The following is a 26,031-nucleotide window of genomic DNA, read 5'->3' as shown; positions in this document are numbered from 1 at the left end:
GTACCGACGGTCAGGTCGCGGGCGGATCGACGGGTTCGGCAGCCGTCCGACCCCGCCGGGCCGCCCACACCAGGCCGACGAGCAGCCCGGCCACGACCAGCAACACCCAACCCCACCAGGGCAGACCGCCCAGCAGCGCGGTGAGCAGCCCGGCCAGCGCGGCACCGACGGCGGTGCCCAGCGTGCTCGCCGTCGACGTGCGGCGGCGGGTGGTGCGCCGGCCCGTGGTGCGACGTGCGGTGGTGCGGCGCCGCCGGGTGGTCATGCGCCGACGACGTCCTGCAGCCAGTTGCGCAGCACCTGCGCGCCGGCGTCGCCGGACTTCTCCGGGTGGAACTGGGTGGCCGCGAGCGCACCGTTCTCGACGGCGGCGACGAAGTCCTCGCCGTGGTGCGCCCACGTGACCAGCGGGGGTCGCAGCGGCGAGCTGCCCGGGTTCTCCGTGTCGGGCAGCTCCCAGTGCCGCACACCGAACGAGTGCACGAAGTAGAACCGGGTGTCGGCGTCGAGCCCCGCGAACAGGGTGGACCCGGTGGGCACCCGGACGGTGTTCCAGCCCATGTGCGGCAGCACGTCCGCCTTGAGCTGCTCCACCGCTCCCGGCCATTCGCCGCAGCCCGCGGTGCGCTCCCCCCACTCGACGCCCTCGTCGAACAGCACCTGCATGCCCACGCAGATCCCGAGCACCGGACGGCCACCGGCCAGCCGCCGCCCGATGATCCGCGGCCCGCCGACGGACGTGAGCCCGGCCATGCACGCCGCGAACGCACCGACCCCGGGCACGACCAGGCCGTCGGCCTCGACGGCGGCCTCCGCGTCGGAGGTGACGGTGACGTCGGCACCGACGCGGCGCAGCGCCCGTTCGGCCGAGCGCAGGTTCCCCGACCCGTAGTCGAGAACGACGATCCGCGGCATGCGTCCAGGATACGGGCAGCTGCTACCGCGATCGGGACGCCACCGTCGGTACGGTGCCCGGAGTGGACGGCCAACTGCAGCTCGTCGAGCACGACGATCCGGTGTTCGCCCCAGTGCTGGCCGCGCTCGCCGTCGAGTACGTGCGTCGCTACGGTCAGGACCACACGGCAGCCGACACGAGCCCCGGCGATTTCGCACCGCCCGGCGGTGCGCTGCTGGTTGCTCGCGTCGACGGACGGACCGTCGCCGCCGGCGGCTTCCGCCGCGTCGATGCCGCCACCTGCGAGATCAAGCGGATGTGGACGGCGCCCGATCTGCGCCGCCGCGGCCACGCCCGGCGGCTGCTCGAAGCACTGGAGGAGCTCGCGGCGGAGCGTGGCTATCGGACGGTTCGCCTGGAGACCGGTCCGGCGCAGCCGGAAGCCGTCGCTCTCTACCGTGCTGCCGGCTACCTGCCCGACGAGCGGAGCGCACGGCACGTCGGCGCGCTCGGGTTCGTCAAGCACCTGCCATCGGGTCGCGCCGACGGCTGAGGGCGTACTCGACCTCGCCGTGCTCGCTGCCCGGGAGCGGGTCGGGCCAGTCGAGGTGGAAGGTCCGCACCCACCGCAGCCCGGAGCGCTCCAGGACACGCCGCGACCCGATGTTGACGGCCATCGTGGTGGCCACCACCCGGGTGGCGCCCAGATCGACGAATGCCCGGCGCACGAGCATGCGGGCGATCTGCGTGGCGAACCCGCGACCCCAGCGCGCGCGGACGATCCGGTAGCCGAGCTCGAGACCGTCGGCGACGAGCCCGCGGCTGGTCACGGGGCCCAGCGAGCCCTGCCCGACGAACGTGCCGTCGTCCGCCACCGCTGCGAAGACGCCTTGCCCCGCAGGAAGCTGCGCGTAGGAGCGCAGGATGCCGGGCAGCGTCTCCCGTTCGACGACCGCGCGCGGTACGGGCGCGTCGATGAACCGCATGACCTGCGGGTCGCCGTGCAGGGCTGCCAGATCGTCGAGATCGGCTGCGGCGAACGGACGCAGCTCGATCCGAGGTGCGCCTACAGCGCACCCTTCGTGGACGGGATGCCCGTCAGCCGGCCGTCCGGCTCGACGGCCGCGCGCAGCGCCCGCGCGATGGCCTTGAACTCGGCCTCGGTGATGTGGTGCGGGTCCCGCCCGTCGAGCACCCGGATGTGCAGCGCGATCTGGGCGTGGAAGGCGAGCGACTCGAACACGTGCCGGTTGAGCACCGTCGGGTAGTGCCCGCCGACGACGAACCCGGCGAGCGACTCCGGCTCGCCGGTGTGCACCGTGTACGGCCGCCCCGACACGTCGACGACGGCCTGCGCGAGCGCCTCGTCCATCGGGATCAGGGCGTCGCCGAAGCGGCGGATGCCCTTCTTGTCGCCGAGCGCCTCGCGCAGCGCCTGGCCCAGCACGATGGCGACGTCCTCGACGGTGTGGTGGACGTCGATGTCGATGTCGCCCGAGGCGCGCACGGTGAGGTCGAACGCGCCGTGCTTGCCGAGCGCGTCGAGCATGTGGTCGTAGAACGGCACCCCGGTCGAGATGTCGGTGATCCCGGAGCCGTCCAGGTCGATCTCGACGACGACCTTGGTCTCCTTGGTGATCCGTTCGACCCGACCGATGCGTGTCACGCGTTCCGCTCCCTCTCCACCACTTCTCCCACCAGCAGGGACGCCGCAGCCTCCAGGAACGCGTCGTTCTCCTCCGGCGTCCCCACGGTGACCCGCAGCCGCTCGGGGATCCCCACGTCCCGGATCAGCACCCCGCGATCGAGGAAGGCCCGCCAGGCGCGGGGAGCGTCGGCGAAACGTCCGAACAGCACGAAGTTGGCGTCGCTGGGTACGACGTCGTAGCCCTGATCGGTCAATGTTGCCACGACCCGGTCACGTTCGGAACGGAGCGCAGCGACCGAGCCGAGCGTCGCCCCGGCGTGCCGCAGCGCCGCGCGCGCCGCCGCCTGGGTGAGCGCCGACAGGTGGTACGGCAGCCGGACCAGCAACAACGCGTCCACGACGGCCGGTGCGGCGGCCAGGTAGCCCAACCGTCCGCCGGCGAACGCGAACGCCTTGCTCATGGTGCGCGTCACGATCAGCTTGTGCGCGTGCTCACTCAGCAGGGTGATCGCCGACGGCCGGTCGGAGAACTCCGCGTAGGCCTCGTCGACGACGACCATGCCGGGCGCGGCGGCCACGAGGCGGGAGAGGTCCGCCGGCTCGAAGGACTGCCCGGTGGGGTTGTTCGGGCTGGTCAGGAACACGACGTCGGGGTGCCGTTCGCGGAGCACCGCCGCTGCCGCGTCCACGTCGACGGAGAAGTCGGTGCGCCGCGGCGCCGCCACCCACTCCGTGCGGGTGCCACCGGCGATGATCGGGTGCATCGAGTAGGACGGTTCGAACCCGAGCGCCGTGCGACCGGGGCCGCCGAACGCCTGCAGGATCTGCTGCAGCACCTCGTTGGAGCCGTTCGCCGCCCACACGTTCGCGCGGGTGAGCGGAACACCTGTGCTTGTGGTCAGGTAGGTGGCCAGATCGTCGCGCAGCGCGACGGCGTCGCGGTCGGGGTAGCGGTGCAGCTCGCCGGCCACCTCGTCGGCGGCCTTCGCGATGTCGCTGATCAGCTCCGGCGGCGGCGGGTAGGGGTTCTCGTTGGTGTTGAGCCGCACCGGGACGTCGAGCTGCGGGGCGCCGTACGGGCTCTTGCCGCGCAGGTCGTCGCGCAGCGGGAGCTGGTCGAGGGTGACCTCGTCGCCGACCGTGTTCACCGGCCGAACCGTGCCGTGACGGCCTGCCCGTGCGCGGGCAGGTCCTCCGCGGTGGCGAGGGTGACCACCGAATCGGCGACGTCGCGCAGCGCGTCCTCGGTGTACTCGACGACGTGTACGCCACGCAGGAACGTCTGCACGGAGAGCCCGCCGGAGTGCCGCGCGCAGCCGCCCGTGGGCAGCACGTGGTTGGAGCCGGCGCAGTAGTCGCCGAGCGACACCGGCGACCACGGACCCACGAAGATCGCGCCGGCGTTTCGCACCCGGAACGCGACCTCGCGGGCGTCGCGGGTCTGGATCTCCAGGTGCTCGGCGGCGTACGCGTCGACGACCGCGACGCCGTCGTCGACGCCGTTCACCAGCACGACGCCGGACTGCGGGCCGGAGAGCGCCGTCGTGATCCGCTCGGTGTGCTTGGTGGCCGCCACCTGGCGCGCCAGCTCGGCCTCCACCGCCTCGACCAGCGCGTCGGAGTCGGTGACCAGCACGGACGCGGCGTTCGGGTCGTGCTCGGCCTGGCTGATCAGGTCGGCGGCGACGTGCACCGGGTCGGCGGTGTCGTCGGCGAGCACCGCGATCTCGGTGGTGCCGGCCTCGGCGTCGATGCCGATGAGGCCGCGCAGCAGCCGCTTGGCCGCGGTGACGTAGATGTTGCCGGGGCCGGTGACCATGTCGACGGGTTCCAGGTCGCCGTCGCCGTAGGCGGCCAGCGCGACACCCTGGGCGCCGCCGACCCCCCACACCTCCTCGACGCCGAGCAGCGCGGCCGCGGCCAGCACCGTCGGGTGCGGGAGACCGCCGTACTCGGCCTGCGGCGGCGACAGGAGCACCAGCGACTCGACCCCGGCCTCCTGCGCGGGCACCACGTTCATCACGACGCTGGACGGGTAGACGGCAAGCCCACCCGGCGCGTACAGCCCGACCCGGCGCACCGGCAGGAAGCGCTCGGTGACGGTGCCGCCGGGCACGACGCCCGTGACGACGTCGCGCCGACGCTGGTCGGCGTGCACCTTGCGGGCGCGCTCGATCGACACCTCCAGCGCCGCGCGCACCGCAGGGTCGAGCGCGGACAGCGCCCCGGCCAACGTCTGCGCGGGCACCCGCACCGCGGCGGGGCGCACCTTGTCGAAGCGCTGGCAGAAGTCGAGCGCCGCCTCCGCTCCGCCGTCGCGGACCGCCTCGATGATCGGCCGCACCTGCTCCACCGCCGAGTCGACGTCCACCGCGGCGCGCGGCAGCAGGCCGCGCAGCTCGGCGGTGCGGGGCAGTCCGGTGCGCAGGTCGAGGCGGCGCAGGAGAGGGTCGAGCATGGTCCGAGTCTACGGCGGGGACGTCGGGCCTCCTGCGGCGTCGGCAGAGGTCACGTCCGGGACGACGCGGTCGACGTCACACAACGCGCGGCCACGTCACACAGGTTGGGCGGTGTGTGAGGCGGCCGCGCGCTGTGTGAGGTCGATGATCGGGCGTGCCGACGTGATGGGAGGCCGCCACGGCGTGATCAGACGAGCCCCAGCTCCCGCGCCCGCACCCCCGCCTGGAACCGGGAGCTCGCGCCCAGCGCGGCCATCAGCTCGGCGACCCGGCGGCGGTACGTGCGCAGGCCGATGCCCAGCGCGCGGGCTGCCGCCTCGTCCTTGCACCCCGAGGAGAGCATCTCGAGGATGTGCGGCGCGAGCGCCCGCGCCTCGGCGAACCGCTGGTCGAACAGCTCGACGTCGGTGGCCCGGCGCCAGGTGGCCAGGAACAGCGTGGCCACGCTCCGCACGACCTCCGGCCGCGCGACGACCCCGTAGCTGCGCACCCCGGAGGACCGGTCGCCCGCCAGGATCGCCACCCGGCCGTCGAGGATGATCGTCTCGTTGAGCGCGTCCGGCGTGACCCGGACGTCGGCGCCGCGGCGCCGCAGCTCGTGGATGTGCTCGCGCAGCACGCCGTCGAACAGCGCGGCCGGCCGGTACAGCTTCCGCGCCGTGTGGGGACCGGGCGGCCGGCGCAGCGACGCCCGGTGCCGCGACGCTGCCCAGGTGTTCGCGTCATTGGCCGCGCAGCTGACCTCCGTGGCGGCCGAGAACAGGGGCCCGGTCAGCGCGAACAGCTCGTCCTCGCCGTGCACGACCGTCACGTCGGCCTTCGTCTCCACCATTCCAGTGTGGCAGCAAGCTGCCGATCAGGAGCGCGGGCGCGGGACGCGCAGCAGGCTGGGCGCATGACGACAGGAACGATCACCGCGGACGTCGCCGGCACCTGGCAGCTGGGCGACCTGACCGTGAACCGGCTCGGCTTCGGCGCGATGCGCATCCCCGGCGGCGTCGACCACACCGCGAACCGCGAGCGGTCGGTGGCCGTGCTGCACCGCCTCCTCGACCTCGGCGTGAACCACATCGACACCGCGGCCTTCTACTTCTCGCCGCTGCTCTCGGCGAACGAGCTGATCAACAGCACCTTGCGGGCGCACTACGCCGAGCTGGTGATCACGACGAAGGTCGGCGCGTCCCGCACGCTGTCCGGCGAGTTCGTGTTCGCGCGGCCGCAGGACCTGCGCGGCGAGGTGCTGGAGAACCTGCGCCAGCTCGGCCGCGACCACCTCGATGTCGTCAACTACCGCGTCGGCCGGGGCATGGACAAGCCCACCGGGTCGATCGCCGACGGGTTCGCGGAGCTGGCGAAGCTCCGCGAGGAGGGCCTGATCCGGCACCTCGGGTTGTCCAACATCGGCCCGGAGCACCTCGCCGAGGCGCAGGCCATCGCCCCGGTCGTGTGCGTGCAGAACATGTACGGGTTGGGCCTGCGGGGCGACGACGAGCTGCTCCGGCTCTGCGGCGAGCAGGGCGTGGCGTTCGTGCCGTTCTTCGCGCTCGCGCACGCCGACCCCGCCTCGACGCCCGTCCGGTTCGACGGCGTGCAGGAGGTGGACGGGGACGTCATCGCCGACGTCGCCGCCGCGCACGGCGCGACCCCCGCGCAGATCCGGTTGGCCTGGACGCTGGCGCAGGGCGACCACGTCCTCGCCATCCCCGGCACCGGCGACCCGGCGCACCTGGAGGAGAACGTGGCCGCAGGTGCGCTGCGACTGACCGACGACGAGCTGCACCGGTTGAGCACCGCGGTCAGGTCCTGAGTCCGGTCAGACCGTCAGCGGTTTCGGTCTCGCCAGGCCGAAGACGGCGACTCCGATCACGGCGCCGGCAGCAATGCCACCGACCACGGCGAACCACACCGATGCGCCGACACCGAACAGCAGGAGGAGGGTCGCCACCGCCGCACTGAGCATCCCGATGCCTGCTGCGGACTGCATGAAGCCGAGATCCCCACCGAACCGCTCCGTCAGCAGGAAGACAGGTGCAGCGGCAACACCCACCACGCCCCATCCGAGCACGGTGATCGCGACGTGCCACCACCAGTCGAGCGTGAACGTGTGCAACGAGACGGCCAGGGCGCAAGCCACGGACGCGACGAATCCCAGCCCGGTTTCGATGTTGCCGACATCGCGGCGCTGGGCGGGGGTCTCCGCGCGCGCGTTGTTGGCGACGAGGAGGAAGAGCGCGGCGAGGGCGACCCCAGCACCGATCACCACGGCCCAGAGGGTGCTGGCCGTCGCCCACAGCACCAGCAGGCCCGGCACCGCGCCGACGAGGACCGCCGCGATCAGCAACCTGGCAGGGTGCACCGGGAGGTGATCGAACCGGTGGAGGTCTGCGCCGTCGGGGTCCACGTCCGCGACCGCGGCGGGGCGGGCGGGCGCCTCCGGCGTGGCGACGCGGGTCCGCCGGGGTGGCACCGGGTCGGTCGGCCGAGCCGCCACAAGCGGATCCGTGTCGGTATCGGTGTCGGGGCCGACGACCTCGACAGCGGCCAGCCGGACCAGCTCCGCCACGGACGGACGCCGCTCCGGCGCGCGGTCGAGGCACCTCTGCACCACGGGCAGCAGGCCCTGCGGGAGCCCCGACAGGTCGGGCTCGCCCGTCATCGTGCGCAGCATGACCTCGGCCGGGGTCGCGCCGGGGAACGGCACCCGCCCGGTGGCGGCGAACGCGAGCAGCGCACCCAGCGCGAACACGTCGCTGGCCGGGGTCGCGCCGGCGCCCCGGAGCTGCTCGGGAGCGAGGTAGCCCGGGGTGCCGACGATCATGCCGGACGGTGTGACCGTGAGCGGATCCCCGGGCACGTCGGCGACGCGGGCGATGCCGAAGTCGATGAGCCGTGGTCCGTCTGCCGCGACCAGCACGTTGGTCGGCTTGGAGGGTCCGGCAGTTGAGGGTTCGTGCGGCTTTCGGTGTCCAGATGGTTCCTCGCAAGGCGCCGCCCGCAGCGCAGACCGGGCGTCTTTGCAAGGGCGGCAACGCCGCGAGGGGCCGCCTGGGCGCCGAAAGCCCGGACCCTCAACTGCCGGGCCCTCTCAAGATCGCGGTGGACGAGACCGGCCTCGTGGACGGCGGCGAGCGCCTCGGCGAGTCCGGCGCCGAGCTCGCGCGCCCGGGCCTCGCCCAGCGGGCCGTCGTTGCGGACGACGTCGGTCAACGTCGGCGCGTCGATGAAGGCGCTCGCGTACCAGGGGGACGGTGCGTCGGCGTCGCCGTCCACGACCGCAGCCGTGTAGAAGCCACCGACCCGCTTCGCCGCCTCGATCTCGCGCCGGAACCGGGACCGGAAGCTCGGGTCGCGGTCCAGCAGGTGCGCGTGCACCACCTTGACGGCGACGACCCGTCCGCCCGGTGACCGCCCCAGGTAGACGACCCCCATCCCGCCGGATCCGAGCCGTCCGACGAGCCGGTAGCGCCCGATCGTGGCCGGATCACCAGGCTTCAGATCGTGCACGCGCCAACGGTAGCGGGGATCGAAGATCGAGTGGCCCGTTCGTCAGCCGGTGGCCAGGTCCAGCCCCAGGTCCAGCGCCGCGACGGAGTGGGTGAGCCCGCCGACGGAGAGGAAGTCGACACCCGTCTCCGCGTAGGCGCGGGCGACGGCGAGGGTGAGCCCGCCGGACGACTCCAGCCGGGTCGGCCGGTTTCCCCGCCGCCGCACCGCCTCGGCGGTCTCGGCCACGGTGAAGTTGTCCAGCAGCACCAGCTCGGCGTCGAGCGCGAGCACCTCGTCGAGCTGGTCGAGGGAGTCCACCTCCACCTCGCACGGCAGGTCGGGGGCCTGCGCGCGGGTGGCCGCCAGCGCGGCCGACACCGAGCCGGCCGCCGCCACGTGGTTGTCCTTGATCAGCACCGCGTCGCCGAGCCCCAGGCGGTGGTTCACCCCGCCGCCGCAGCGCACCGCGTACTTCTGCAGCAGCCGCAGCCCGGGCAGGGTCTTGCGGGTCTCGCGGATGCGCGCGCCCGTGCCGGCGACGGCGTCGACCCACGCCGCGGTCGCCGTCGCCACCCCGGACAGGTGGCAGAGCAGGTTCAGCGCCGTCCGCTCGGCGGTGAGCAGACCCCGCACCGGCGCCCGTACGACGAGCGCGGCGTCGCCGGCGGCGAGCCGCTCCCCGTCGGCGCGCTCGGCGAGCACCTCGTAGTCACCGAGCACGGTGTCCAGCACTGCCCGCGCCGCGGGCACCCCGGCCAGCACCCCGGCCGTCCGCGCCGCGAACGAGCCGGTGGCGACGAGGTCGGCCGGCACGGTGGCGGCCGTCGTGGCGTCGGGCCCGTAGCGGAGGTCCTCCTCCAGCGCGGTGGCGACGACCCTGGCGAGGTCGTCGAGGTCGAGCCCGAGTTCCACAGCGCTGCTCATGCCGCACCCGCCACTCGCGCCTGCCGGACGACCGGTTGACCGCCCGCGTCGAGCACGATCTCGATGCTCTGCACCTGCCACACGTCGTCGCGGTCGGGGAAGTCGGTGCGCACGTGGCTACCGCGGCTCTCGGTGCGGGTCCCGGCGGCGGCGAGCACGGCCTGCGCGAGCAGGGTGAGTGCAGCGTCCTCCACGCCGCTGCGATCCACCGGCGCCGCGAGCACGGTCGCCGCCTCCACGGTGTCGGACGCGGCCGCGAGCCCGGCGGCGTCGCGCCCGATGCCGGCAGCGTGCGTCATGGCCCGCTGGACGACGGGCCGCGGCGCAGTCCGCATCGCCGGCGCCGGCGCCACCAGCGGGCCCGGTGGCGGCAGCACCGTACGGTCGGCCGCGACGGTGCGGGCCACCCGCCCGCCCATGACCAGCCCTTCCAGCAGGCTGTTGGAGGCGAGCCGGTTGGCGCCGTGCAGGCCGGTGCGCGCGACCTCGCCGGCCGCGTACAGCCCCGGGACAGCGGTGCGCCCGGCCAGGTCGGTCACGACGCCGCCGCACGCGTAGTGCGCCGCCGGCGTGACGGGGATCGGCTCGCGGACGGGGTCGATGCCGGCGGCCCGGCAGGCCGCGTACACGGTCGGGAAGCGGCTGGCGAACCCGTCGAGGGCGCGGGCGTCGAGGTAGACGCAGTCGGCGCCGGTCTCGGCGAGCCGCCGGGTGATCGCCGCGGCGACGACGTCGCGCGGGGCGAGGTCGGCGAGCGGGTGCACACCGGTCATGAACCGCCGCCCGGCCCGGTCCAGCAGCACCGCACCCTCACCGCGGACGGCCTCGGTGACCAGCGGGCGCCGTCCGGTGGCGGGCCCGTCGAACAGGACGGTGGGGTGGAACTGCACGAACTCCAGGTCGGCGGCCGCGGCCCCGGCGCGCAGGGCGAGCGCGACGCCGTCGCCGGTGGAGGTCTCCGGGTTCGTGGTGGACGAGTAGAGCTGCCCGTACCCGCCGCTCGCCAGCAGCACCGCGGGTGCGCGCAGCGTGCCGGGCCGGCCGGCGTCGTCCAGCAGGGCGAGGCCCGCCACGGCGCCGCGCTCGTCGCGCAGCGCGTCGACGGCGACGTGCCCGGTGAGCAGCGGGAGTCCGTCGGCGGCCGCGACCAGCGCGCGCTCGATCTCCGCACCGGTGGCGTCGCCGCCGGCGTGGATCACGCGGAACGCGGTGTGCCCGCCCTCGCGGGTGCGGTCGGGACGGCCGGTGGCGTCGGCGTCGAAGCGCGCCCCGCGCGCCCGCAGGGTCGCGACGGCGGCCGGCCCGTCCGCGAGGATCGACGCGACGGCGACGGGATCGCAGAGCCCGGCACCGGCGGTCAGGGTGTCGGCGACGTGCGCATCGATCGAGTCGCCCGGCTCGTCGCCGAGCACGACGGCGACGCCGCCCTGCGCCCAGCGGGTGGAGCCGGAGTCGGTGGCGTCCTTCGTCACGACGACGACGCGCAGGCCCAGCTCGGCCGCGTCCAGCGCGGCGGTGAGCCCGGCGACCCCCGACCCGACGACGACCAGGTCGGCGTCCGCCTGCCACGTCATTCCGCACCCCCGGGCTGCCCGATCTCGATCATGCGTTGGACGGCGGCGCGACCGCGTGCGGCCAGCTCGGGGTCGACGTGCACCTCGTCGCGGCCCTCGCGCAGCGCGCGCAGCAGCTTCTCCGGGGTGATCATCTTCATGTAGCGGCAGGACGCGCGGTCGTTGACTGCCCGGAAGTCGATCTCCGGCGCGGCCCGGCGCAGCTGGTGCAGCATGCCCACCTCGGTCGCCACCAGCACCTCCGTGGCGCGGCTGGCGCGCGCGGCGTCGAGCATGCCGCCGGTGGAGAGGATCTTCACGCGGTCCGCGGGCACCGCGCCCGAGCCGGCGAGGTAGAGCGCCGAGGTGGCGCAGCCGCACTCGGGGTGGACGAACAGCTCGGCGTCGGGGTGCTCGTGCGCCTGCCGGGTGAGCGTGGCGCCGTTGATCCCGGCGTGCACGTGGCACTCCCCCGCCCAGACGTGCATGTTCTCCCGGCCCAGCGTGCGCCGCACGTGCGCGCCGAGGAACTGGTCGGGCAGGAACAGCACCTCGCGGTCGGCCGGGATCGACGCCACCACCTCGACGGCGTTGGACGACGTGCAGCAGATGTCGGTCTCGGCCTTCACCGCTGCGGTCGTGTTGACGTACGACACGACGACGGCGCCGGGGTGCTCGGCCTTCCAGGCGCGCAGCTCGTCGACGGTGATCGAGTCGGCGAGCGAGCAGCCGGCGGCCGCGTCCGGTATCAGCACGGTCTTGTCCGGGGCGAGGATCTTCGCCGTCTCGGCCATGAAGTGCACGCCGCAGAACACGATCGTCGACGCCTGCGACGCCGCGGCGATGCGCGAGAGGGCCAGCGAGTCGCCGGTGTGGTCGGCGACGTCCTGGATCTCGGGCAGCTGGTAGTTGTGCGCGAGCAGCACGGCGTCCCGCTTGCGGGCCAGCTCGCGCACCTCGTCGGCCCAGGCCTGCACCCCGAGCGGGGCCGTTGCGGTGACCGTCATCCCGTCCTCCTGTTTTCGACTATGAGTCGTAAACTAGTCGGGATGCTATCAGCGCGACCCGCGCCGTACACCGTCCACGTGACCGGGGCCTCACCTCCCGGCAACCCGGAGTTCACGTCGACCGCGCCCCTATGATCGCCCCGTGAGCGAGCACGCCGCCGAGCACGAGGTGCTCGCCGCCGTGCTCGCCGTGCGCGCCGGCACCCTCTCCACGCTGCTGTGGCAGCGGGCGCTGCCTCCCGACGCCGGCCGCTGGGCGGTTCCCGGCGGCCGCCTCGGCGCCACCGAGGACGTCGAGCAGTCCGTGGTCCGCCAGCTCGCCGAGAAGGTCGACGTCCGCGAGATCACCCACGTCGAGCAGATCGCGGTCTTCTCCCGCCCCGACCGCGTGCCCGGGCCCCGCCGCATCGCCACGGCGTTCCTCGGGCTCGTCCCCTCCGACGCCGACCCGGCCGTGCCCCCCGACACCGCATGGCACCCGCTCGCCGAGCTTCCCCCGACCGCGTTCGACCACGCCGCGATCGTCGACGCGGCCCGCGAACGGCTGCGCGCCAAGCTCTCCTACACCAACCTCGGGTTCGCGCTCGCCCCGCGCGAGTTCACGATCTCCGCACTCCGCGACCTGTACGTCGCCGCGCTCGGCCACCCCGTGTCGGCCACCAACCTGCAGCGCGTGCTCACCCGGCGCGCCGTGCTCGAGCCGACCGGCGCGATGGCCCCGCCGGGCCCGTCCGGCGGGCGGCCGGCCGCCCTGTTCCGGTTCGTCGAACGCGCGCTGCGCGTCACGGACGCGTTCGCGGTGCTGCGGCCCCCGGGCGACAACCCGCGCGCGGTAATACCGTAGTCCGGTGGCCGCGATCGTTCCCCTGTTCCCGCTCGGGACGGTGCTCATGCCGGGGGTCCCGCTGCCGTTGCACATCTTCGAGCCGCGGTACCGCCAGCTGACCGTCGACCTGGTCACCGGCGCCGTCCCGGACAAGGAGTTCGGGGTCGTCGCCGTGCGCGAGGGCTTCACCCCCGACGACGCCGGCATGGCCGCCCTGCACGAGATCGGCTGCACGGCGCAGCTGCGCGAGGTGCGCCGGCTGCCGGACGGCCGCTACGACATCGTCACGCACGGGTCGCGGCGGTTCCGGCTCCTCGACCTCGACGCCGGCGCCAAGCCGTACCTCATGGGCACCGTCGAGTACCAGCCGGACACCGAACCCGAGGGCGCCGACCTCACCCGCATGCTCGCCGCCTCCGCCCGCGCGGCGCATCGCCGCTACTGCGCCACCGCGTGGAAGAAGGGCGACTGGACGGAGCCCACCGACGACGTCGAGCCGGCCGTGCTCGCGCACGTGCTGGCCGCCGACTGCCTCCTGCCGATGGCCGACCGGCAGGCTCTCCTCGAGGAGGTCTCCCCCACCGAGCGGCTGCGCATGGTGCGCGTGTTCCTCGCCCGCGAGACGGGCCTGCTCGCCCAGCTGCGCGCCGTCCCCGCCCCGATGACCACGTACAGCGTCGAGCACGGGCACAACTGAGCTCCGTCGACGTCCCGGGTCACGTCCAGCCGTAGCGCTCCCGCAGCAGCACGGCGACCCGGTCGAACCGGTCCCGGGCCAGCACCGCGCCCTCGCGCCGGATGCCGCGCTCGGCGACCTCCAGCACCCGGTCCAGGCGCGCGAACGACTCACGACCCGCGCGGTCCCAGGCACCCGACCCCACGGACACCCAGTTCCGGTCATCGGCCCGGTCGTGCTGGCTCGACAGCATCAGCCCGAGCAGCCCGCCCCCGCCGTCCCGCCCGACGACGAGCAGCGGCCGGTCCTTGCCGCGCCCGTCGCCCTCCTCGAACGGCACCCACGCCCACACGATCTCGCCAGGGTCGGCGGCGCCGTCGGGATCGGGCGCGTAGGCGATGCGCCGCGCCCGCTCCCCGGTCGGGGCGCTGCGCACCTGCGCCCGCCCCCACGAGCGCACGGCGCGGGTGACGAGCGGCAGGACGGCCTGCAGGAACCCCGGCATGCGCGCCATCGTCCCAGCCGGGTCAGCTGATCCAGGTGACCGCCCGCCGGTACGGCGCGTAGCCCACCCGTTCGTACACGCCGAGTGCACCGGTGGCGTTCTGGCTGTCGACGGTGAGCACCGACGTGGTGAAGCCGTCGGCCTGCGCCGCGGCGAGCACGTGGTTGAGCAGCGCGCCGGCCAGCCCGCGGCCGCGCCACCGCGGCAGGGTGCCGACCGTCGCGACGTACAGCTCCCGGCCAGCGCCGGACGTCGGGTACTCGTAGCCGAGCACGTACGCCGCGATCTCGCCGTCTGCGAGCGCGACGGCCGAGTACGCCGCGCGGAACGCCGAGACGCCCGTGCGCAGCGCCCGCCACGACTCCGCAGAGACCCGGGAGGAACCCCAGTGCTGCGCGAACGCCACGTTGTGCGCCGCACGCAACGGCTCGTCCCACCGGTCGTGGTCGTAGTCGGGCCCGAGCGATGCCACCTCGACGCCGTCCGGCAGCACGACCGGGGCGACGGGCGCGGCGAGGTCCCGGCGCAGGTCCGACCACCAGCGCACGGCCCGCAGGCCGGCCGCCGCGCACACCGCGGCCGCACCGGCGTCGCCCTCGGGCACCCGGACCATCAGCGTCGCCCCTGCTTCGGACGCCCGGTCCAGCCCGCGGCGCACGAGGGCCGTGCCGATCCCCCGCCGCCGCCACCGCGGATGCACCACACCGTGGCTGCCCATCGCCCGCCCCACACCCGCGGTGTCGCCGGGGCGCATCGTGATCTGGTACGCCACGAGCTCGGTTCCGTCCATCACGGCGACGGAGTCGGCGGGCAGGTCGAGCGCGGGGTCGGCGAGCTCGTCGCGCAGGTCGTCCTCGGAGAAGTGCTCGCCGGTGTCGTCCACCTCCTCGGCGGCCGCGAGGAGCCGCGCCCACGCCGGGACGTCGTCGGCGCCCATCGGGCGCCAGGTCAGCACGCCAGCCGTCATGTCGGGCACGGTAGAACCACCGGGCCCACCCGATCGACCGGAATTCGGCCGGCTACTCCCCGATCGGCCGGAACCCGTCGCGGGTGAGGACCAGCACGCTCGCGTTGGGGATGTCGAACCACAGCCCCATCAGCTCGGTCGACACCCCCGTCGCACGCAGCTCCTCGAGCTGCACGGCCACGTTGACCATCGAGAGCGCGTCCCACTCCGACCGGCCCGCCCGCAGCGCGGCTCGCCCCACGGGGTGCCCACCGCGCAGGGCGGCCAGGCTGCGGGTCGCCGGGTCCAGCCAGCGGCCCAGCGCTCCGGTCGGCGCGGTCGCGGACAGGAGCGCGCGCATCGCGCCGCAGCCGGAGTGCCCGCACACCGCGATCAGCGGCACGTCCAGCACGCCGGTGGCGTACTCGACGGCGGCGCGCGCGTCGTCGCCGGCGACGAGGTTGCCGACGTTCTGCACGGTGAACAGGTCGCCCGGGCCGCTGCCCGTGATCACGTTGGGGACGACCCGGGAGTCGGCGCAGCTCAGGAGCAGGCCGGAGGGCTGCTGGCCGCCGGCCAGCTCCTGCAGCCGCGGCCGGAGGCGCTCGGCGTCGGTGCGGTGGAACGCCGCGACCCCGGCGAGGACGGGCGCCGTCACCGGGGCACCGTCCCCTCGCCACTGGCTCCACGTCGCGAACCGGCCGGACGCCGGGTGGTCCGGCCGGTCGCCCGGCTCGGTGACGCGCACCCACGCGCCGGTCGCGCGATGCCGGCGCACCCACGCGTCGAGGTGGTCGAACGCGGCGTGGTCGAGGTAGTCGACGACGAGGTCGACGTGCACCGGCGCACCGGCCGGCACCTGGCCGAGCACCCTGGCCAGCAGCGGCACCGACAGGAACGACAGCGTGCCGCCGATCGCGACCCGCCGCGGCCCGTCGTCAGGCGTCTCCAGGTGCACGCGGGTGCGGACGGCGCGGCGCACCATCAGCAGCCCGGCCACGGCGAGGCCCAGCCCGACGCCGGCCAGCAGGTTCACCAGGAGCACACCGGCGAGCGTCACGACGTAGACGGCGAGCTCGCCGTGCTCGCGGGCGGTGCGCACGTCCTGCGGCCGGACGAGCCGCGCCCCGACCACGACGAGCAACCCGGCCAGCGCCGCGAGCGGGATCAGCTCGATCACCCCGACCAGGGCGATCGCGAACACCGCCACCCAGACGCCGTGCAGCACCGCCGAGGTGCGGGTGCGCGCGCCGGCGGCGACGTTGGCCGAGCTGCGCACGATCACCCCGGTGACGGGCAGACCGCCGAGCAGGCCGGAGACCGTGTTGGCGGCGCCCTGCCCGATCAGCTCGCGGTCCACGGCCGTGCGCACGCGCGGCTGCATCCGGTCGACGGCGACGGCGGAGAGCAGGCTCTCGATGCTCGCGATCAGTGCCACGGTGAGCACGGCACCGGCCACGGCGGCCCAGTCGTCCTGCGGCAGCACCGGCAGCGCGATCGCGTCCAGAAGGCCGCCCGGCAGGTCGACGCGGGCGACGTCGGCGAAGAAGCCGGCGAGGACCGTCGCCACCACGACGGCGACCAGCGGTGCGGGAACGGCCCGGGGAAGGCCGAGCAACGGCCAGGCGACGACGATCGCGATCGTCAGCACCCCGATCGCGGCGGCGCCGGTGACGTGCGCGGACAGCTGGGCCGGCAGCCCCAGCACGTTGTCCAGCACACCGGTCTGGGGGCTGCCGCCGAGCACCACGTGCAGCTGGGCCAGCGCGATCGTGATGCCGATGCCGGCGAGCATCCCGTGCACCACCGCCGGCGGCACGGCCTGCGCGAACCGGCCCAGCCGGGTGGCCCCGAACAGCACCTGCAGCAGGCCGGCGCCGACGGTGATCGCGCACGTCACGCCCCAGCCGAAGCGGGCGACCAGCTCGGCCACCACCACGGCCAGCCCGGCAGCGGGCCCGCTGACCTGCAGCGGTGAGCCGCCGAGCAGGCCGGCGACCACGCCACCGACGACGGCGGCGATCAGCCCGGCCATGATCGGGGCACCGGACGCCAGCGCGATGCCCAGCGAGAGCGGTACGGCGACGAGGAAGACCACCAGTGACGCATTCACGTCGGCGCGCAGGGTGGTCCAGGTGAAGCGGCGGCGCGGCTCGCGGGAGGCGGTCTCGGGCGGGTCGGTCGTCAGGGTCACGTCATGCCGAACGGACGAGTACGGTTGGTCCGTTCCGCCCGATTCCGATCGGGCGCGGAGTCCACACGATCGAGTGGCAGATCGAAAATCGGCGGGTCCGGCAGGCGACATCCGTGCGGCGCGCCCGGGGACGGACCAGCCGATCGCCCGGATAGGCTCCCGAACATGTCCGCAGCGGAGGTCGCGAACGCGCATCCCGCGCTGTCGCGCCGGCGCGGACTCGGCGCCACCAGCGCCCGGTCCTTGCTGCTCACCGTGCTGGGCGAGTTCGTGCTCCCGCGCGGCGAGCCGGTGTGGACGCAGGTGCTGCTCGACGTGCTCGGCGGGCTGGGCGTGGAGTCGAAGTCGGCGCGGCAGGCGCTGGCCCGCACCGCGGCCGAGGGCCTGCTGGTGTCGGACCGTTCCGGCCGGCGCGTGCGCTGGTCGCTGTCCGACCAGGGCACGCGGCTGCTGTCCGACGGCGCCGCCCGCATCTACGGGTTCAGCGCCGCCACCCGCCCGTGGGACGGGCACTGGCTGGTGCTGCTGGTCAGCGTGCCGGAGGCGCGCCGGCAGCTGCGGCACCGGCTGCGCACCCGCCTGGCGTGGGCCGGTCTCGGCTCGCCGGCGCCCGGGGTGTGGCTCACCCCTGACCCGAGCAAGCAGGCCGAGGTCGCCGAGGTCGTCGCCGATCTCGGACTGGGGGCCGTCACCAGCTCGTTCGTCGGCGCGTTCGGCGATCTCGGGAGCCCGCAGCTGCTCGTCGAGCAGGCGTGGAACCTCGACGAGGTCGAAGCCGCCTACGAGGCGTTCCTCGAGGAGTTCGCCGACGCCGAGCCGAACGGCCCCGCCGACACCCTCACCCACCAGATCCACCTGGTGCACGCATGGCGCCGCTTTCCGTTCCTCGACCCGAAGCTGCCCGGCGAGCTGCTGCCCCAGGAGTGGGCGGGCGCCCGCGCTGCGGAGCTGTTCGACCGGCTGCACCAGCGCTGGGACCGCGCCGCGCAGCAGCAGTGGCAGCGGATGACCTCGTCCTGATCGGGATTTGACGCCGTTTACATACGGGCCAGCATGTATCCATGCGACGCACCGCTGCCGCGGCGGCCGAGACCCGTGCCCGGGTCCTCGACTCCGCGCTCCTGACCTTCGCCGAGCACGGCTACGACGGCGCCACCTTCGAACGCATCGCCGCCCGCATCGGCATGACCCGCGGCGCCGTCCACCACCACTTCCGCGGCAAGGACGAGCTGCTCGCCGCCGTCCTCACCGAGCAGTGGCGGCGGTACGGCGAGCAGGTGCTCGCGCCGCTGCGCGCCGCGTCCGACCCGGCCACCGCGCTGACCGGCTTCATCGAGGAGCACCTGCGACTCCTGCGCGAGGACCCGATGTTCCGCGCGCTCGCCACCGTGGGCACGTTCGTCGCGGCCCGGTCGAGCTTGGTGGAGCAAGGGGTGCGCGACCACCGCAGCGCACTCGACGGGTGGCGCGCCGAACTCGCGCCCGTGCTCGCCGCCCCCGGCCTGCTGCGCCCCGGCGTGACCGTCGACGCCGCACTGTTCGTCCTGGTCAGCGTCGCGATGGGGGCCAACGACACCGCCGCGATCGAGCCGGAGCGGCTTCCCGCCGACGCCGCGGCCCGCCGGGCCGTGGCGTGGGCCGCGGTCGCCGGCCTGCTGGCGCACCCCGACCCCGCGTCGAGAACGACGTTGCGGTGATTTCGAATCGATCCAGCTCACCACAAGTTCGTTCTCGACGATCGTCCGTCCCGACCGGGGAGAACCCGTGACCACTCGTACCTCCGCCACCACCCCGCGAGCGGCGATCACCGTCGCCTGCCTCGCGCTGTTCACCGACATGCTCGTCTACGGCATCGCCATCCCGGTGCTGCCGCTGCTCCCGGCCACCGTCGCCGCCGGGCCGGCCGCGACCGGGCTGCTCTTCGCCGGCTACGCGGTCGCCACGCTCGCCGTCACCCCGGTCGCCGGCCGGCTCGTCGACCGGGCGGGCCCGCGCCGCCCCCTCCTCTACGGCATGCTCGGGCTCGCCGCGGCCACGCTGCTGTTCGCGTTCTCCACCTCGTTCGCGCTCCTGGTGCTCGCCAGGGTGCTGCAGGGCGTGGCCGCCGGGATGTCGTGGATCGCCGGCCTCGCCCTCATCGCGGCGAGCACCCCGATCGCGACCCGCGGCCGCTCGATGGGACTGGCCATGAGCATGGTGGCGGTGGGTGTGCTGGTCGGCCCACCGGTGGGCGGTTTCCTGGCCGAGGCGTTCGGCCCGCGGGCCCCGTTCCTCGTGGCCGCCGCGCTCGCACTGGCCGACGGGATCGCGCGCTACCTGCTGGTCCGCGCCGACCCGCCGGCCACCGACGACGTCGCGGGGCCGTTGGCCGTGATCCGGGTGCCGGGCACGGTGAGCGTGCTGGTGGCCGTGCTGCTCGGCGCGGGCGCGCTCGCCGCGATCGAGCCCGTGCTGCCGCTGCACCTGCAGGTGACGCACGGGCTCGGCCCGCTGGCCGTCGGCGGGCTCTTCGCGGTGATCGTCCTCACCAGCGCGGTGCTCAACCCCCTGGTCGGGTCGCTCGTCTCCCGCGTCGACGCACGCGCGCTGGTCGGCGCCGGCGGCGTGCTGGCCGCCGGTGCCATGGCCCTGCTGGGATTGGCGGGGCCGCTGTGGCTGGTCGTCGTCGCGATGATGGCGCTCGGCGCGGCCAACGCGCTGCTCCTCGCGACGGCGACCACCCTGATCGGCCACCAGGGAGAACGCGCACAGCCGCCCGCACTCGGCGGCTCCTACGCCGCGTTCAACGCCGCCTATGCATGCGGCATGGTCGTCGGGCCCGTCGTCGGCGGTGCCGTGACCGGGGCCGGCGGGTTCGCCGTGGCCGCCGCCGCGCTGGCGGTGCTGACGATCGCCGGCACCGCCGGCGCGCTCCCCCGCCTGCCCACCGGGCGGTGATCAGACCGCGACCGCGATCCCCGGGATGCTCTTCAGCTCCCCCAGCAGCGCCGAGCTGACCGTGACGGAGAACTTCTCGTCGACGGCCAGCGCGGTCTCCCGGTTCTTGTAGCAGAGCACCAGGTGCAGCGGGGTCTCGCCGCGGTGCGCGGTGAGGGCCGACTTCAGCTCCGCCACGACCGCCTCGTCCATCCGCAGCGCGTCGGCCTTCAGCACCAGCGGCGGCTCGGTGCCGGGGCTGGCCTGCGCGGCCGTGATGTCGAGGGTGATCACGCCGGACGCGAACACCGACATCCGCTCGTCCCGCCAGTTCACCCGGCCCTTCACCGCCACCGCCGAGTCGGGCACCAGCTCCTCGTACATCACCGAGTACGACTTCGGGAAGAACAGCACCTCCATCGAGGCGTCGAGGTCCTCGATGGTGACGATCGCCCAGGGCTCGCCCTTCTTGTTCACGCGCCGGTCGACCGACGAGATCATCCCGGCCAGGACGATCTCGCCCTCCTTCTGCTGCTCGTCGATGAGCTGGGCGATCGACTTCGGGGCGTGCTTGCGCAGGATGCGCTCGGTGCCGTCGAGCGGGTGCGCGGAGACGTACAGACCGAGCATCTCCCGCTCGAAGGCGAGCTTCTGCTTCATCGGCCACTCCTCGTCGCCGATCTTGAAGCTGGCCAGCGGCGAGTGCTCCGGCGCGGCCGGCTCGTCGTCCACCCCGCCGAACAGGTCGTACTGCCCCTCGGCCTCCTTGCGCTTCAGGCCCGTGATCGCGTCGACCGCGTCCTCGTGGATCATGAGCAGCGCCCGCCGCGGCTGACCGAACGAGTCGAACGCGCCCGCCTTGATCAGCGACTCGATGGTGCGCTTGTTGCAGCACACGAGGTCGATCTTCTCGAGGAAGTCGGTGAACGAGGTGAACCGGCCCTTGGCCTTGCGCGTCGCGATGATCGACTCGACGACGTTGGCGCCGACGTTGCGGACCGCCCCCAGCCCGAAGCGGATGTCCGACCCGACCGCGGAGAACCACAGGTCGGAGTCGTTGACGTCGGGCGGCAGCACCTTGATGCCCATGCGCCGGCACTCGGCGAGGTAGATCGCCGACTTGTCCTTGTTGTCGCCGATCGAGGTCAGCTGCGCTGCCATGAACTCGGTCGGGTAGTTCGCCTTGAGGTAGGCCGTCCAGTAGGAGACGAGCCCGTAGCCGGCGGTGTGGGACTTGTTGAACGCGTACCCGGAGAAGGGCAGCATCACGTCCCACAGCGTCTGGCAGGCCTCCTTCGAGAAGCCCTTGCCGAGCATGCCGGCCTTGAAGCCCTCGTACTCCTTCTCGATGATCTCCTTCTTCTTCTTGCCCATCGCGCGGCGCAGCAGGTCGGCCTGGCCGAGCGAGTAGCCGGCCAGCTGCTGCGCGATCGCCATGACCTGCTCCTGGTACACCAGCAGGTGGTAGGTCTCGCCGAGGATCGGCTCGAGCGCGGCCTCGAGCTCCGGGTGGATCGGGGTGAGCGGCTGGCGCCCGTTCGAGCGCTCCGCGTAGTCCATGTGCGCGTTGGCCGCCATCGGGCCCGGCCGGTACAGCGCCAGCGCCGCCGCGATGTCACCGAAGTGGCTGGGCTCCATGGCCTTCAGCAGCGTGCGCATGCCGCCGCCGTCGAGCTGGAACACGCCCAGCGTGTCGCCGCGGGAGAGCAGCTCGTAGGTGTTCTTGTCGTCGAGCGCGAGCGTGGCGGTGTCGATCTCGACGCCGTGGTTGGCCTGCACCGCCTTGATCGTGTCGTCGACGACGGTGAGCGTGCGCAGCCCCAGGAAGTCCATCTTGAGGAGGCCGATCTCCTCGCAGGACGGGTAGTCCCAGCCCGTGATCACCGAGCCGTCGTCGCGCTTCCACAGCGGGATCACGTCGAGCAGCGGCTGCGAGGAGAGGATCACCGCGCAGGCGTGCACGCCCGCGTTGCGCACCAGGCCCTCCAGCCCGCGCGCGGTGTCCATGATCCGCCGGACCTCGGGGTCGGTCTCGGTGAGCGCGCGCACCTCGGCGGCCTCGGCGTAGCGCTCGTGGCTCGGGTCGAAGATCCCGTACAGCGGGATGTCCTTCGCCATGATCGGCGGCGGCAGCGCCTTGGAGATGCGGTCGGCGATCGCGAAGCCCGGCTGGCCGTGGATGACGCGCGCGGCGTCCTTGATCGCGGCCTTCGTCTTGATCGTGCCGAACGTGATGACCTGGGCGACGTTCTCCTCGCCCCACTTGTCGACCGTGTAGCGCATGACCTCGCCGCGCCTGCGCTCGTCGAAGTCGAGGTCGATGTCGGGGGGGCTCACGCGCTCGGGGTTGAGGAACCGCTCGAACAGCAGGCTGTGCTCGATCGGGTCGAGGTCGGTGATCTGCAGGATGTACGCCAGCAGCGACCCGGTGGCCGAACCACGACCCGGCCCGACCGCGATCTTCTGCGCCTTCGCCCAGCGCACCAGGTCGCCGACGACGAGGAAGTAGCCGGGGAACCCCATCTTCGCGATGACGCCGAGCTCCAGCTCGATGCGGTCCTTGTACTCCTGGGTGAGCCCGTTCGGAAACCTGGCCGGGGTGTACTTCTCGACCTCGGAGCGCAGCAGGTCGTTCTCGGTCTGGCCGGGGGCGAGCGGGAACCGCGGCATGCGGTCGACCTCGGCGAACACCTCGTCGTACGGCTCCACCATCTCGGCCACGAGGAGCGTGTTCGCGGCCGCGCCGGGCACCGCGGTGTCCCAGTACTCGCGCATCTCCGCGGCGCTCTTGAGGTAGTAGCCGTCGCCGTCGAACTTGAAGCGGTTGGGGTCGTCGAGGGTCTTGCCGGCCTGCACACACAGCAGCGCGGAGTGCGCCTCCGCCTGGTCCTTGGTGACGTAGTGGGAGTCGTTGGTGGCGAGCGGGCGCAGGTCGAGCTTCTTCGAGATCTCCAGCAGGCCCTCGCGGACGCTGCGCTCGATCGACAGCCCGTGGTCCATCAGCTCGAGGAAGAAGTTCTCGGCGCCGAAGATGTCGCGGTAGTCGGCCGCGGCCTGCAGGGCCTCCTCGGGCTGGCCCAGCCGCAACCGCGTCTGCACCTCCCCCGACGGGCACCCGGTGGTCGCGATGATGCCCTCGGCGTACTGCGCGACCAGCTCGCGGTCCATGCGCGGCTTGCGGTAGTAGCCCTCGTAGGAGGCCAGGCTGGAGAGCTTGAACAGGTTGCGCAGCCCCTGCGCGGTGCGCGCCACCATCGTCATGTGCGTGTAGGCGCCGCCACCGGAGACGTCGCCGCCCTCACCGAACTCGTCGGCGCCGCGCTGGCCGGCCTGCCCCCAGAACACCGGCTTCTTGTGGTGGCGCGACAGGGGCGCGAGGTAGGCCTCGATGCCGATGATCGGCTTGACCGGGCTCTTGCGCGAACGGCGGAAGAACTCCGCGGAGCCGTACATGTTGCCGTGGTCGGTCATCGCCACCGCGGGCATCTCGAGCCGCTCGACCTCGTCGAACAGCGCGTTGACCTTCGCGGCGCCGTCGAGCATCGAGTACTCGGTGTGCACGTGCAGGTGGACGAAGGAATCCGTCACGGAACGACGCCCCCAAACAGGTCGAGCAAACTTCGAACATCAGTTCTACTCCTGCTGCCGGCGGAGCGCGACCACCCGTTCGAAGGGGAGCGGGACGGTCACGGCGACGGCGGCGGGATGCCCCATGGTGCTCCTCCCCGGCACTGGCTCCGGAACCGCCACGCCGACGTCGACGAGCCCGTCGGCGACACGCCCGGAACGTGCGCCGACCGCGGCCACGGAGGGTGGTGGACCGGTCGCGTAGGCCGTGTTGACAACGTCCTGATCGATGGCCTTCGTGATCCAGATCGTTCCTGGCAAGGCGCCGATCCGTGACTCGTACCTGGCGTACTCGAGCGGATCGGCAACGCCGCCAGGGACGATCTGGGCGCGAAGGCCGCGGTCAGGACGTTGTCAACGCGGCCTGGCACCCACGCTCTACGCTGGTGAGGTGGCCACGCCGTACGGGGATATCGTCGCCCGCACCCCCGTCGACGCCGTCACGGTGACGGTGCGCGGCACGCCCACCCGGGTGTGGCGCTACGGGGCCGCCGAGCCGCGCACGGTGGTGCTGTTCCTGCACGGGTTCCGCGGCGACCACCACGGGCTGGAACCGATCGTGGCGCACCTGGTCGACGCCGATCCCGGTCTGCGGGTGCTGGTGCCCGACCTCCCCGGCTTCGGCGCCACCCCTCCCCTGCCGGACGACGCGCACGACGTCGCGGGCTACACCGCGTGGACGCGTGAGCTCGCCGGGACCGTCGGCGGCGACCTCGTGCTGGCCGGGCACTCGTTCGGCTCGATCGTCGCGACGGCCACCCTGGCCGCGGACGCAGCAGGGTTCACCTCGTTGGTGCTGGTCAACCCGATCGCGAGCAACGCGCTGGCCGGCCCGCGGGCCGTGACCCGCCACGTCGCGGCCGCCTACCACCGCCTCGCCGGGATGCTGCCCGAGCCGGCGGGCGACCTGCTGCTGCGCAACCGCGTGATCAGCCGGATCTCCGGCCTGGCCCTGCTGACGACGAGCGACCGCGCGCTGAGGCGCTGGATCCACGCCGAGCACGACCGCTACTTCTCCACGTTCGCCAGCAGGACGAGCCTGCTGGAGGCGTTCGCCGCCTCCGTCGGTCACGATGTCGCCGAGTACGCGCCCGAGGTCAAGGTGCCGACGCTGCTGGTCGCCGGCGAGCGCGACGACCTCGCGCCGGCCGCGGCGCAGCGCGCGCTGCTGCCGCGCTTCCCGGATGCCCGGCTGGTGCTGCTGCCCGGCACCGGGCACCTGGCGCACTACGAGCAGCCGGCCGAGGTGGCCGCGGCGATCGCGGCAGGCCTCTCGTGAAGATCGTCTTCGACTGCCGGTACACCCGCATCGAACGGCACGACGGGATCAGCCGCTACACGGCCGGCCTCGTCACGGCGCTGGCGAAGCGGCACCCCGTCACGATGCTGATCAGCGACGAGCGGCAGCTCGCGCAGCTGCCGCCGTGCCCGTACGAGCTGGTGAGCGCGCCGACGAGCCCGCTGGAGCCGCTGGTGGCCCGGCAGGTGCGCCGGCTGCGCCCCGACGTGGTGTTCACCCCGATGCAGACGATGGGCAGCTGGGGCCGGGACTACCCGCTGGTGCTGACCGTCCACGACCTCATCTACTACCGCCACCCCACGCCGCCGCCGGAGTTCGCGCTGCCCATCCGGGCGCTGTGGCGGCTCTACCACCGGGCGTGGTGGCCGCAGCGACTCCTGCTGAACCGCGCCGACGCCGTCGTCGCCGTGTCGGAGACGACGAAGGCGCTGATCGCCGAGCACCGGCTCACCCGGCGACCCGTGACGGTGGTGCCCAACGCCGCCGATCCGGTGGCCGACCCGTCGCGGCTGCCGCGCACGAACGCGCTGGTCTACATGGGTTCGTTCATGCCGTACAAGAACGTCGAGACGCTCGCCGCGGCGATGGGACAGCTGCCCGACCACGAGCTGCACCTGATGAGCCGGGTCACGGACGCGCAGCGCGCCCGGCTGACCGCGGCCGCCGGTCCGGGCCGACTCGTCTTCCACGACGGCGCCTCCGACGAGATGTACCGCGAGGTGCTGCGCGGCGCCACCGCCCTGGTGTCGGCGTCCCGCGACGAGGGCTTCGGCATCCCGCTCGTCGAGGCCATGGCCGTCGGGACGCCGCTCGTCGTGAGCGACATCCCGGTGTTCCGCGAGGTGGGCTGCGCGGCCGGCGCGTACGTCTCCCCCGACGACCCCGCCGGCTTCGCCGCGGCCGTCCGGGCGCTGGAGGGGCGCTGGGAGGCCGCCAGCGCGGCCGCCCGTGAGCGCGCCGAGCACTACACGTGGGAGCGCTCGGCGGAGGCGCTGCTGGAGCTGCTCACGAGCCTCGCCCGCTGACGCACCTCACACAGCGCTGGGCCCGTTCACACACGTTCGGACGT

At 73.6% G+C, this 26,031-nt stretch carries 25 protein-coding genes; 9 read left to right on the top strand and 16 right to left on the bottom strand.

Annotated elements, in window-relative coordinates:
• Positions 1-10: 10 nt before the first annotated feature.
• Together ACQEVB_RS21565 and hisH are read right to left on the bottom strand one after the other, a co-directional pair.
• Positions 11-265 (bottom strand): hypothetical protein, encoded by a 255-nt coding sequence (locus ACQEVB_RS21565; protein WP_432974178.1) that lies wholly within the window; start codon positions 263-265, stop codon positions 11-13.
• On the bottom strand, positions 262-915 hold the full coding sequence (gene hisH, locus ACQEVB_RS21560) for an imidazole glycerol phosphate synthase subunit HisH (protein ID WP_432974176.1): 654 nt from the start codon (positions 913-915) through the stop codon (positions 262-264). Before hisH ends, ACQEVB_RS21565 begins: the two co-directional genes overlap by 4 nt.
• Positions 916-977: 62 nt before the next feature.
• Between hisH and ACQEVB_RS21555 the strand changes: the two genes are divergently transcribed.
• Complete coding sequence (locus ACQEVB_RS21555; RefSeq protein WP_432974174.1) at positions 978-1,448, top strand: GNAT family N-acetyltransferase; 471 nt, start codon at positions 978-980, stop codon at positions 1,446-1,448.
• Here the strand turns inward: ACQEVB_RS21555 and ACQEVB_RS21550 are convergent.
• From ACQEVB_RS21550 to ACQEVB_RS21530, 5 genes are all read right to left on the bottom strand, one after another.
• Positions 1,414-1,944: a GNAT family N-acetyltransferase gene (locus tag ACQEVB_RS21550; protein WP_432980480.1), complete on the bottom strand. Its 531-nt coding sequence runs from the start codon at positions 1,942-1,944 to the stop codon at positions 1,414-1,416. The two genes, ACQEVB_RS21555 and ACQEVB_RS21550, sit on opposite strands and share 35 nt — an antisense overlap.
• Before the next feature lie 17 nt (positions 1,945-1,961).
• On the bottom strand, positions 1,962-2,561 hold the full coding sequence (gene hisB / locus ACQEVB_RS21545) for an imidazoleglycerol-phosphate dehydratase HisB (RefSeq protein ID WP_432974172.1): 600 nt from the start codon (positions 2,559-2,561) through the stop codon (positions 1,962-1,964).
• Positions 2,558-3,691 carry a histidinol-phosphate transaminase gene (locus ACQEVB_RS21540; RefSeq protein ID WP_432974170.1) on the bottom strand — a complete coding sequence of 378 codons (1,134 nt, stop codon included), beginning with the start codon at positions 3,689-3,691 and terminating at the stop codon, positions 2,558-2,560. Before ACQEVB_RS21540 ends, hisB begins: the two co-directional genes overlap by 4 nt.
• Entirely contained in the window at positions 3,688-5,001 is a 1,314-nt protein-coding gene (gene hisD, locus ACQEVB_RS21535; RefSeq protein WP_432974168.1) for a histidinol dehydrogenase, read from the bottom strand. The genes ACQEVB_RS21540 and hisD overlap by 4 nt, the downstream gene beginning before the upstream one ends.
• 188 nt (positions 5,002-5,189) lie before the next feature.
• Positions 5,190-5,834 carry a DNA-binding response regulator gene (locus ACQEVB_RS21530; protein WP_432974166.1) on the bottom strand — a complete coding sequence of 215 codons (645 nt, stop codon included), beginning with the start codon at positions 5,832-5,834 and terminating at the stop codon, positions 5,190-5,192.
• 63 nt (positions 5,835-5,897) lie between these two features.
• Here ACQEVB_RS21530 and ACQEVB_RS21525 point away from each other — a divergent pair, with 63 nt between their 5' ends.
• Complete coding sequence (locus ACQEVB_RS21525) at positions 5,898-6,809, top strand: aldo/keto reductase (RefSeq protein WP_432974164.1); 912 nt, start codon at positions 5,898-5,900, stop codon at positions 6,807-6,809.
• 6 nt (positions 6,810-6,815) lie between these two features.
• On the opposite strand, the gene ACQEVB_RS21520 is transcribed toward ACQEVB_RS21525, so the two are convergent.
• From ACQEVB_RS21520 to nadA, 5 genes are read right to left on the bottom strand one after another with little or no spacing between them, the layout of a single operon-like run.
• Entirely contained in the window at positions 6,816-7,916 is a 1,101-nt protein-coding gene (locus tag ACQEVB_RS21520; protein ID WP_432974162.1) for a protein kinase domain-containing protein, read from the bottom strand.
• Entirely contained in the window at positions 7,817-8,506 is a 690-nt protein-coding gene (locus ACQEVB_RS21515; protein ID WP_432974160.1) for a protein kinase domain-containing protein, read from the bottom strand. Before ACQEVB_RS21515 ends, ACQEVB_RS21520 begins: the two co-directional genes overlap by 100 nt.
• 42 nt (positions 8,507-8,548) lie before the next feature.
• Positions 8,549-9,412 (bottom strand): carboxylating nicotinate-nucleotide diphosphorylase, encoded by an 864-nt coding sequence (gene nadC / locus ACQEVB_RS21510; protein WP_432974158.1) that lies wholly within the window; start codon positions 9,410-9,412, stop codon positions 8,549-8,551.
• Positions 9,409-10,986 (bottom strand): L-aspartate oxidase, encoded by a 1,578-nt coding sequence (locus ACQEVB_RS21505; RefSeq protein WP_432974156.1) that lies wholly within the window; start codon positions 10,984-10,986, stop codon positions 9,409-9,411. Before ACQEVB_RS21505 ends, nadC begins: the two co-directional genes overlap by 4 nt.
• A complete protein-coding gene (gene nadA / locus ACQEVB_RS21500) occupies positions 10,983-11,972 on the bottom strand; it encodes a quinolinate synthase NadA (protein ID WP_432974154.1) in 990 nt (329 codons plus the stop codon). Before nadA ends, ACQEVB_RS21505 begins: the two co-directional genes overlap by 4 nt.
• A 142-nt stretch (positions 11,973-12,114) precedes the next feature.
• On the opposite strand from nadA, the gene ACQEVB_RS21495 reads away from it, so the two are divergent.
• On the top strand, positions 12,115-12,816 hold the full coding sequence (locus ACQEVB_RS21495; protein WP_432974152.1) for an NUDIX hydrolase: 702 nt from the start codon (positions 12,115-12,117) through the stop codon (positions 12,814-12,816).
• Positions 12,817-12,820: 4 nt separating this feature from the next.
• Positions 12,821-13,495, top strand: a complete 675-nt coding sequence (locus tag ACQEVB_RS21490; RefSeq protein WP_432974150.1) for an LON peptidase substrate-binding domain-containing protein — start codon at positions 12,821-12,823, stop codon at positions 13,493-13,495.
• Positions 13,496-13,514: 19 nt separating this feature from the next.
• On the opposite strand, the gene ACQEVB_RS21485 is transcribed toward ACQEVB_RS21490, so the two are convergent.
• The 3 genes from ACQEVB_RS21485 to ACQEVB_RS21475 are packed head-to-tail and all read right to left on the bottom strand — an operon-like array spanning position 13,515 to position 17,119.
• Positions 13,515-13,979, bottom strand: a complete 465-nt coding sequence (locus ACQEVB_RS21485) for a type II toxin-antitoxin system PemK/MazF family toxin (RefSeq protein ID WP_432974148.1) — start codon at positions 13,977-13,979, stop codon at positions 13,515-13,517.
• 22 nt (positions 13,980-14,001) lie between these two features.
• On the bottom strand, positions 14,002-14,946 hold the full coding sequence (locus tag ACQEVB_RS21480) for a GNAT family N-acetyltransferase (RefSeq protein WP_432974146.1): 945 nt from the start codon (positions 14,944-14,946) through the stop codon (positions 14,002-14,004).
• 52 nt (positions 14,947-14,998) lie between these two features.
• A complete protein-coding gene (locus ACQEVB_RS21475) occupies positions 14,999-17,119 on the bottom strand; it encodes a SulP family inorganic anion transporter (RefSeq protein WP_432974144.1) in 2,121 nt (706 codons plus the stop codon).
• A gap of 165 nt (positions 17,120-17,284) precedes the next feature.
• On the opposite strand from ACQEVB_RS21475, the gene ACQEVB_RS21470 reads away from it, so the two are divergent.
• From ACQEVB_RS21470 to ACQEVB_RS21460, 3 genes are all read left to right on the top strand, one after another.
• Positions 17,285-18,139, top strand: coding sequence for a PaaX family transcriptional regulator (locus tag ACQEVB_RS21470; protein WP_432974142.1), 855 nt, complete (start codon positions 17,285-17,287; stop codon positions 18,137-18,139).
• A gap of 41 nt (positions 18,140-18,180) precedes the next feature.
• Complete coding sequence (locus tag ACQEVB_RS21465) at positions 18,181-18,816, top strand: TetR family transcriptional regulator (RefSeq protein ID WP_432974140.1); 636 nt, start codon at positions 18,181-18,183, stop codon at positions 18,814-18,816.
• Between the two features lie 67 nt (positions 18,817-18,883).
• Positions 18,884-20,056, top strand: a complete 1,173-nt coding sequence (locus ACQEVB_RS21460; RefSeq protein ID WP_432974138.1) for an MFS transporter — start codon at positions 18,884-18,886, stop codon at positions 20,054-20,056.
• Here the strand turns inward: ACQEVB_RS21460 and dnaE are convergent, their stop codons facing one another.
• Entirely contained in the window at positions 20,057-23,623 is a 3,567-nt protein-coding gene (gene dnaE / locus ACQEVB_RS21455) for a DNA polymerase III subunit alpha (protein WP_432974136.1), read from the bottom strand.
• A gap of 430 nt (positions 23,624-24,053) precedes the next feature.
• On the opposite strand from dnaE, the gene ACQEVB_RS21450 reads away from it, so the two are divergent.
• Together ACQEVB_RS21450 and ACQEVB_RS21445 are read left to right on the top strand one after the other, a co-directional pair.
• A complete protein-coding gene (locus ACQEVB_RS21450) occupies positions 24,054-24,941 on the top strand; it encodes an alpha/beta fold hydrolase (RefSeq protein ID WP_432974134.1) in 888 nt (295 codons plus the stop codon).
• The gene (locus tag ACQEVB_RS21445) at positions 24,938-25,987 is read left to right on the top strand and encodes a glycosyltransferase family 4 protein (protein WP_432974132.1); all 1,050 of its coding nucleotides are present in this window, start codon (positions 24,938-24,940) and stop codon (positions 25,985-25,987) included. Before ACQEVB_RS21450 ends, ACQEVB_RS21445 begins: the two co-directional genes overlap by 4 nt.
• Positions 25,988-26,031 lie beyond the last annotated feature (44 nt).

Origin of the sequence: Pseudonocardia sp. CA-107938 (assembly GCF_050936315.1) — a bacterium.
Classification (GTDB): domain Bacteria; phylum Actinomycetota; class Actinomycetes; order Mycobacteriales; family Pseudonocardiaceae; genus Pseudonocardia.
This window is presented reverse-complemented; position numbering and strand designations above follow the sequence as displayed.

Bases quoted from the DNA above. Each gene is read 5' to 3' on its own strand.
- ACQEVB_RS21565 (WP_432974178.1), bottom strand. From the start codon at position 265: ATGACCACCCGGCGGCGCCGCACCACCGCACGTCGCACCACGGGCCGG.
- hisH (WP_432974176.1), bottom strand. From the start codon at position 915: ATGCCGCGGATCGTCGTTCTCGACTACGGGTCGGGGAACCTGCGCTCG.
- hisD (WP_432974168.1), bottom strand. From the start codon at position 5,001: ATGCTCGACCCTCTCCTGCGCCGCCTCGACCTGCGCACCGGACTGCCC.
- ACQEVB_RS21530 (WP_432974166.1), bottom strand. From the start codon at position 5,834: ATGGTGGAGACGAAGGCCGACGTGACGGTCGTGCACGGCGAGGACGAG.
- ACQEVB_RS21525 (WP_432974164.1), top strand. From the start codon at position 5,898: ATGACGACAGGAACGATCACCGCGGACGTCGCCGGCACCTGGCAGCTG.
- nadC (WP_432974158.1), bottom strand. From the start codon at position 9,412: ATGAGCAGCGCTGTGGAACTCGGGCTCGACCTCGACGACCTCGCCAGG.
- ACQEVB_RS21505 (WP_432974156.1), bottom strand. From the start codon at position 10,986: ATGACGTGGCAGGCGGACGCCGACCTGGTCGTCGTCGGGTCGGGGGTC.
- nadA (WP_432974154.1), bottom strand. From the start codon at position 11,972: ATGACGGTCACCGCAACGGCCCCGCTCGGGGTGCAGGCCTGGGCCGAC.
- ACQEVB_RS21485 (WP_432974148.1), bottom strand. From the start codon at position 13,979: ATGCCGGGGTTCCTGCAGGCCGTCCTGCCGCTCGTCACCCGCGCCGTG.
- ACQEVB_RS21480 (WP_432974146.1), bottom strand. From the start codon at position 14,946: ATGACGGCTGGCGTGCTGACCTGGCGCCCGATGGGCGCCGACGACGTC.
- ACQEVB_RS21470 (WP_432974142.1), top strand. From the start codon at position 17,285: ATGTCCGCAGCGGAGGTCGCGAACGCGCATCCCGCGCTGTCGCGCCGG.
- ACQEVB_RS21465 (WP_432974140.1), top strand. From the start codon at position 18,181: ATGCGACGCACCGCTGCCGCGGCGGCCGAGACCCGTGCCCGGGTCCTC.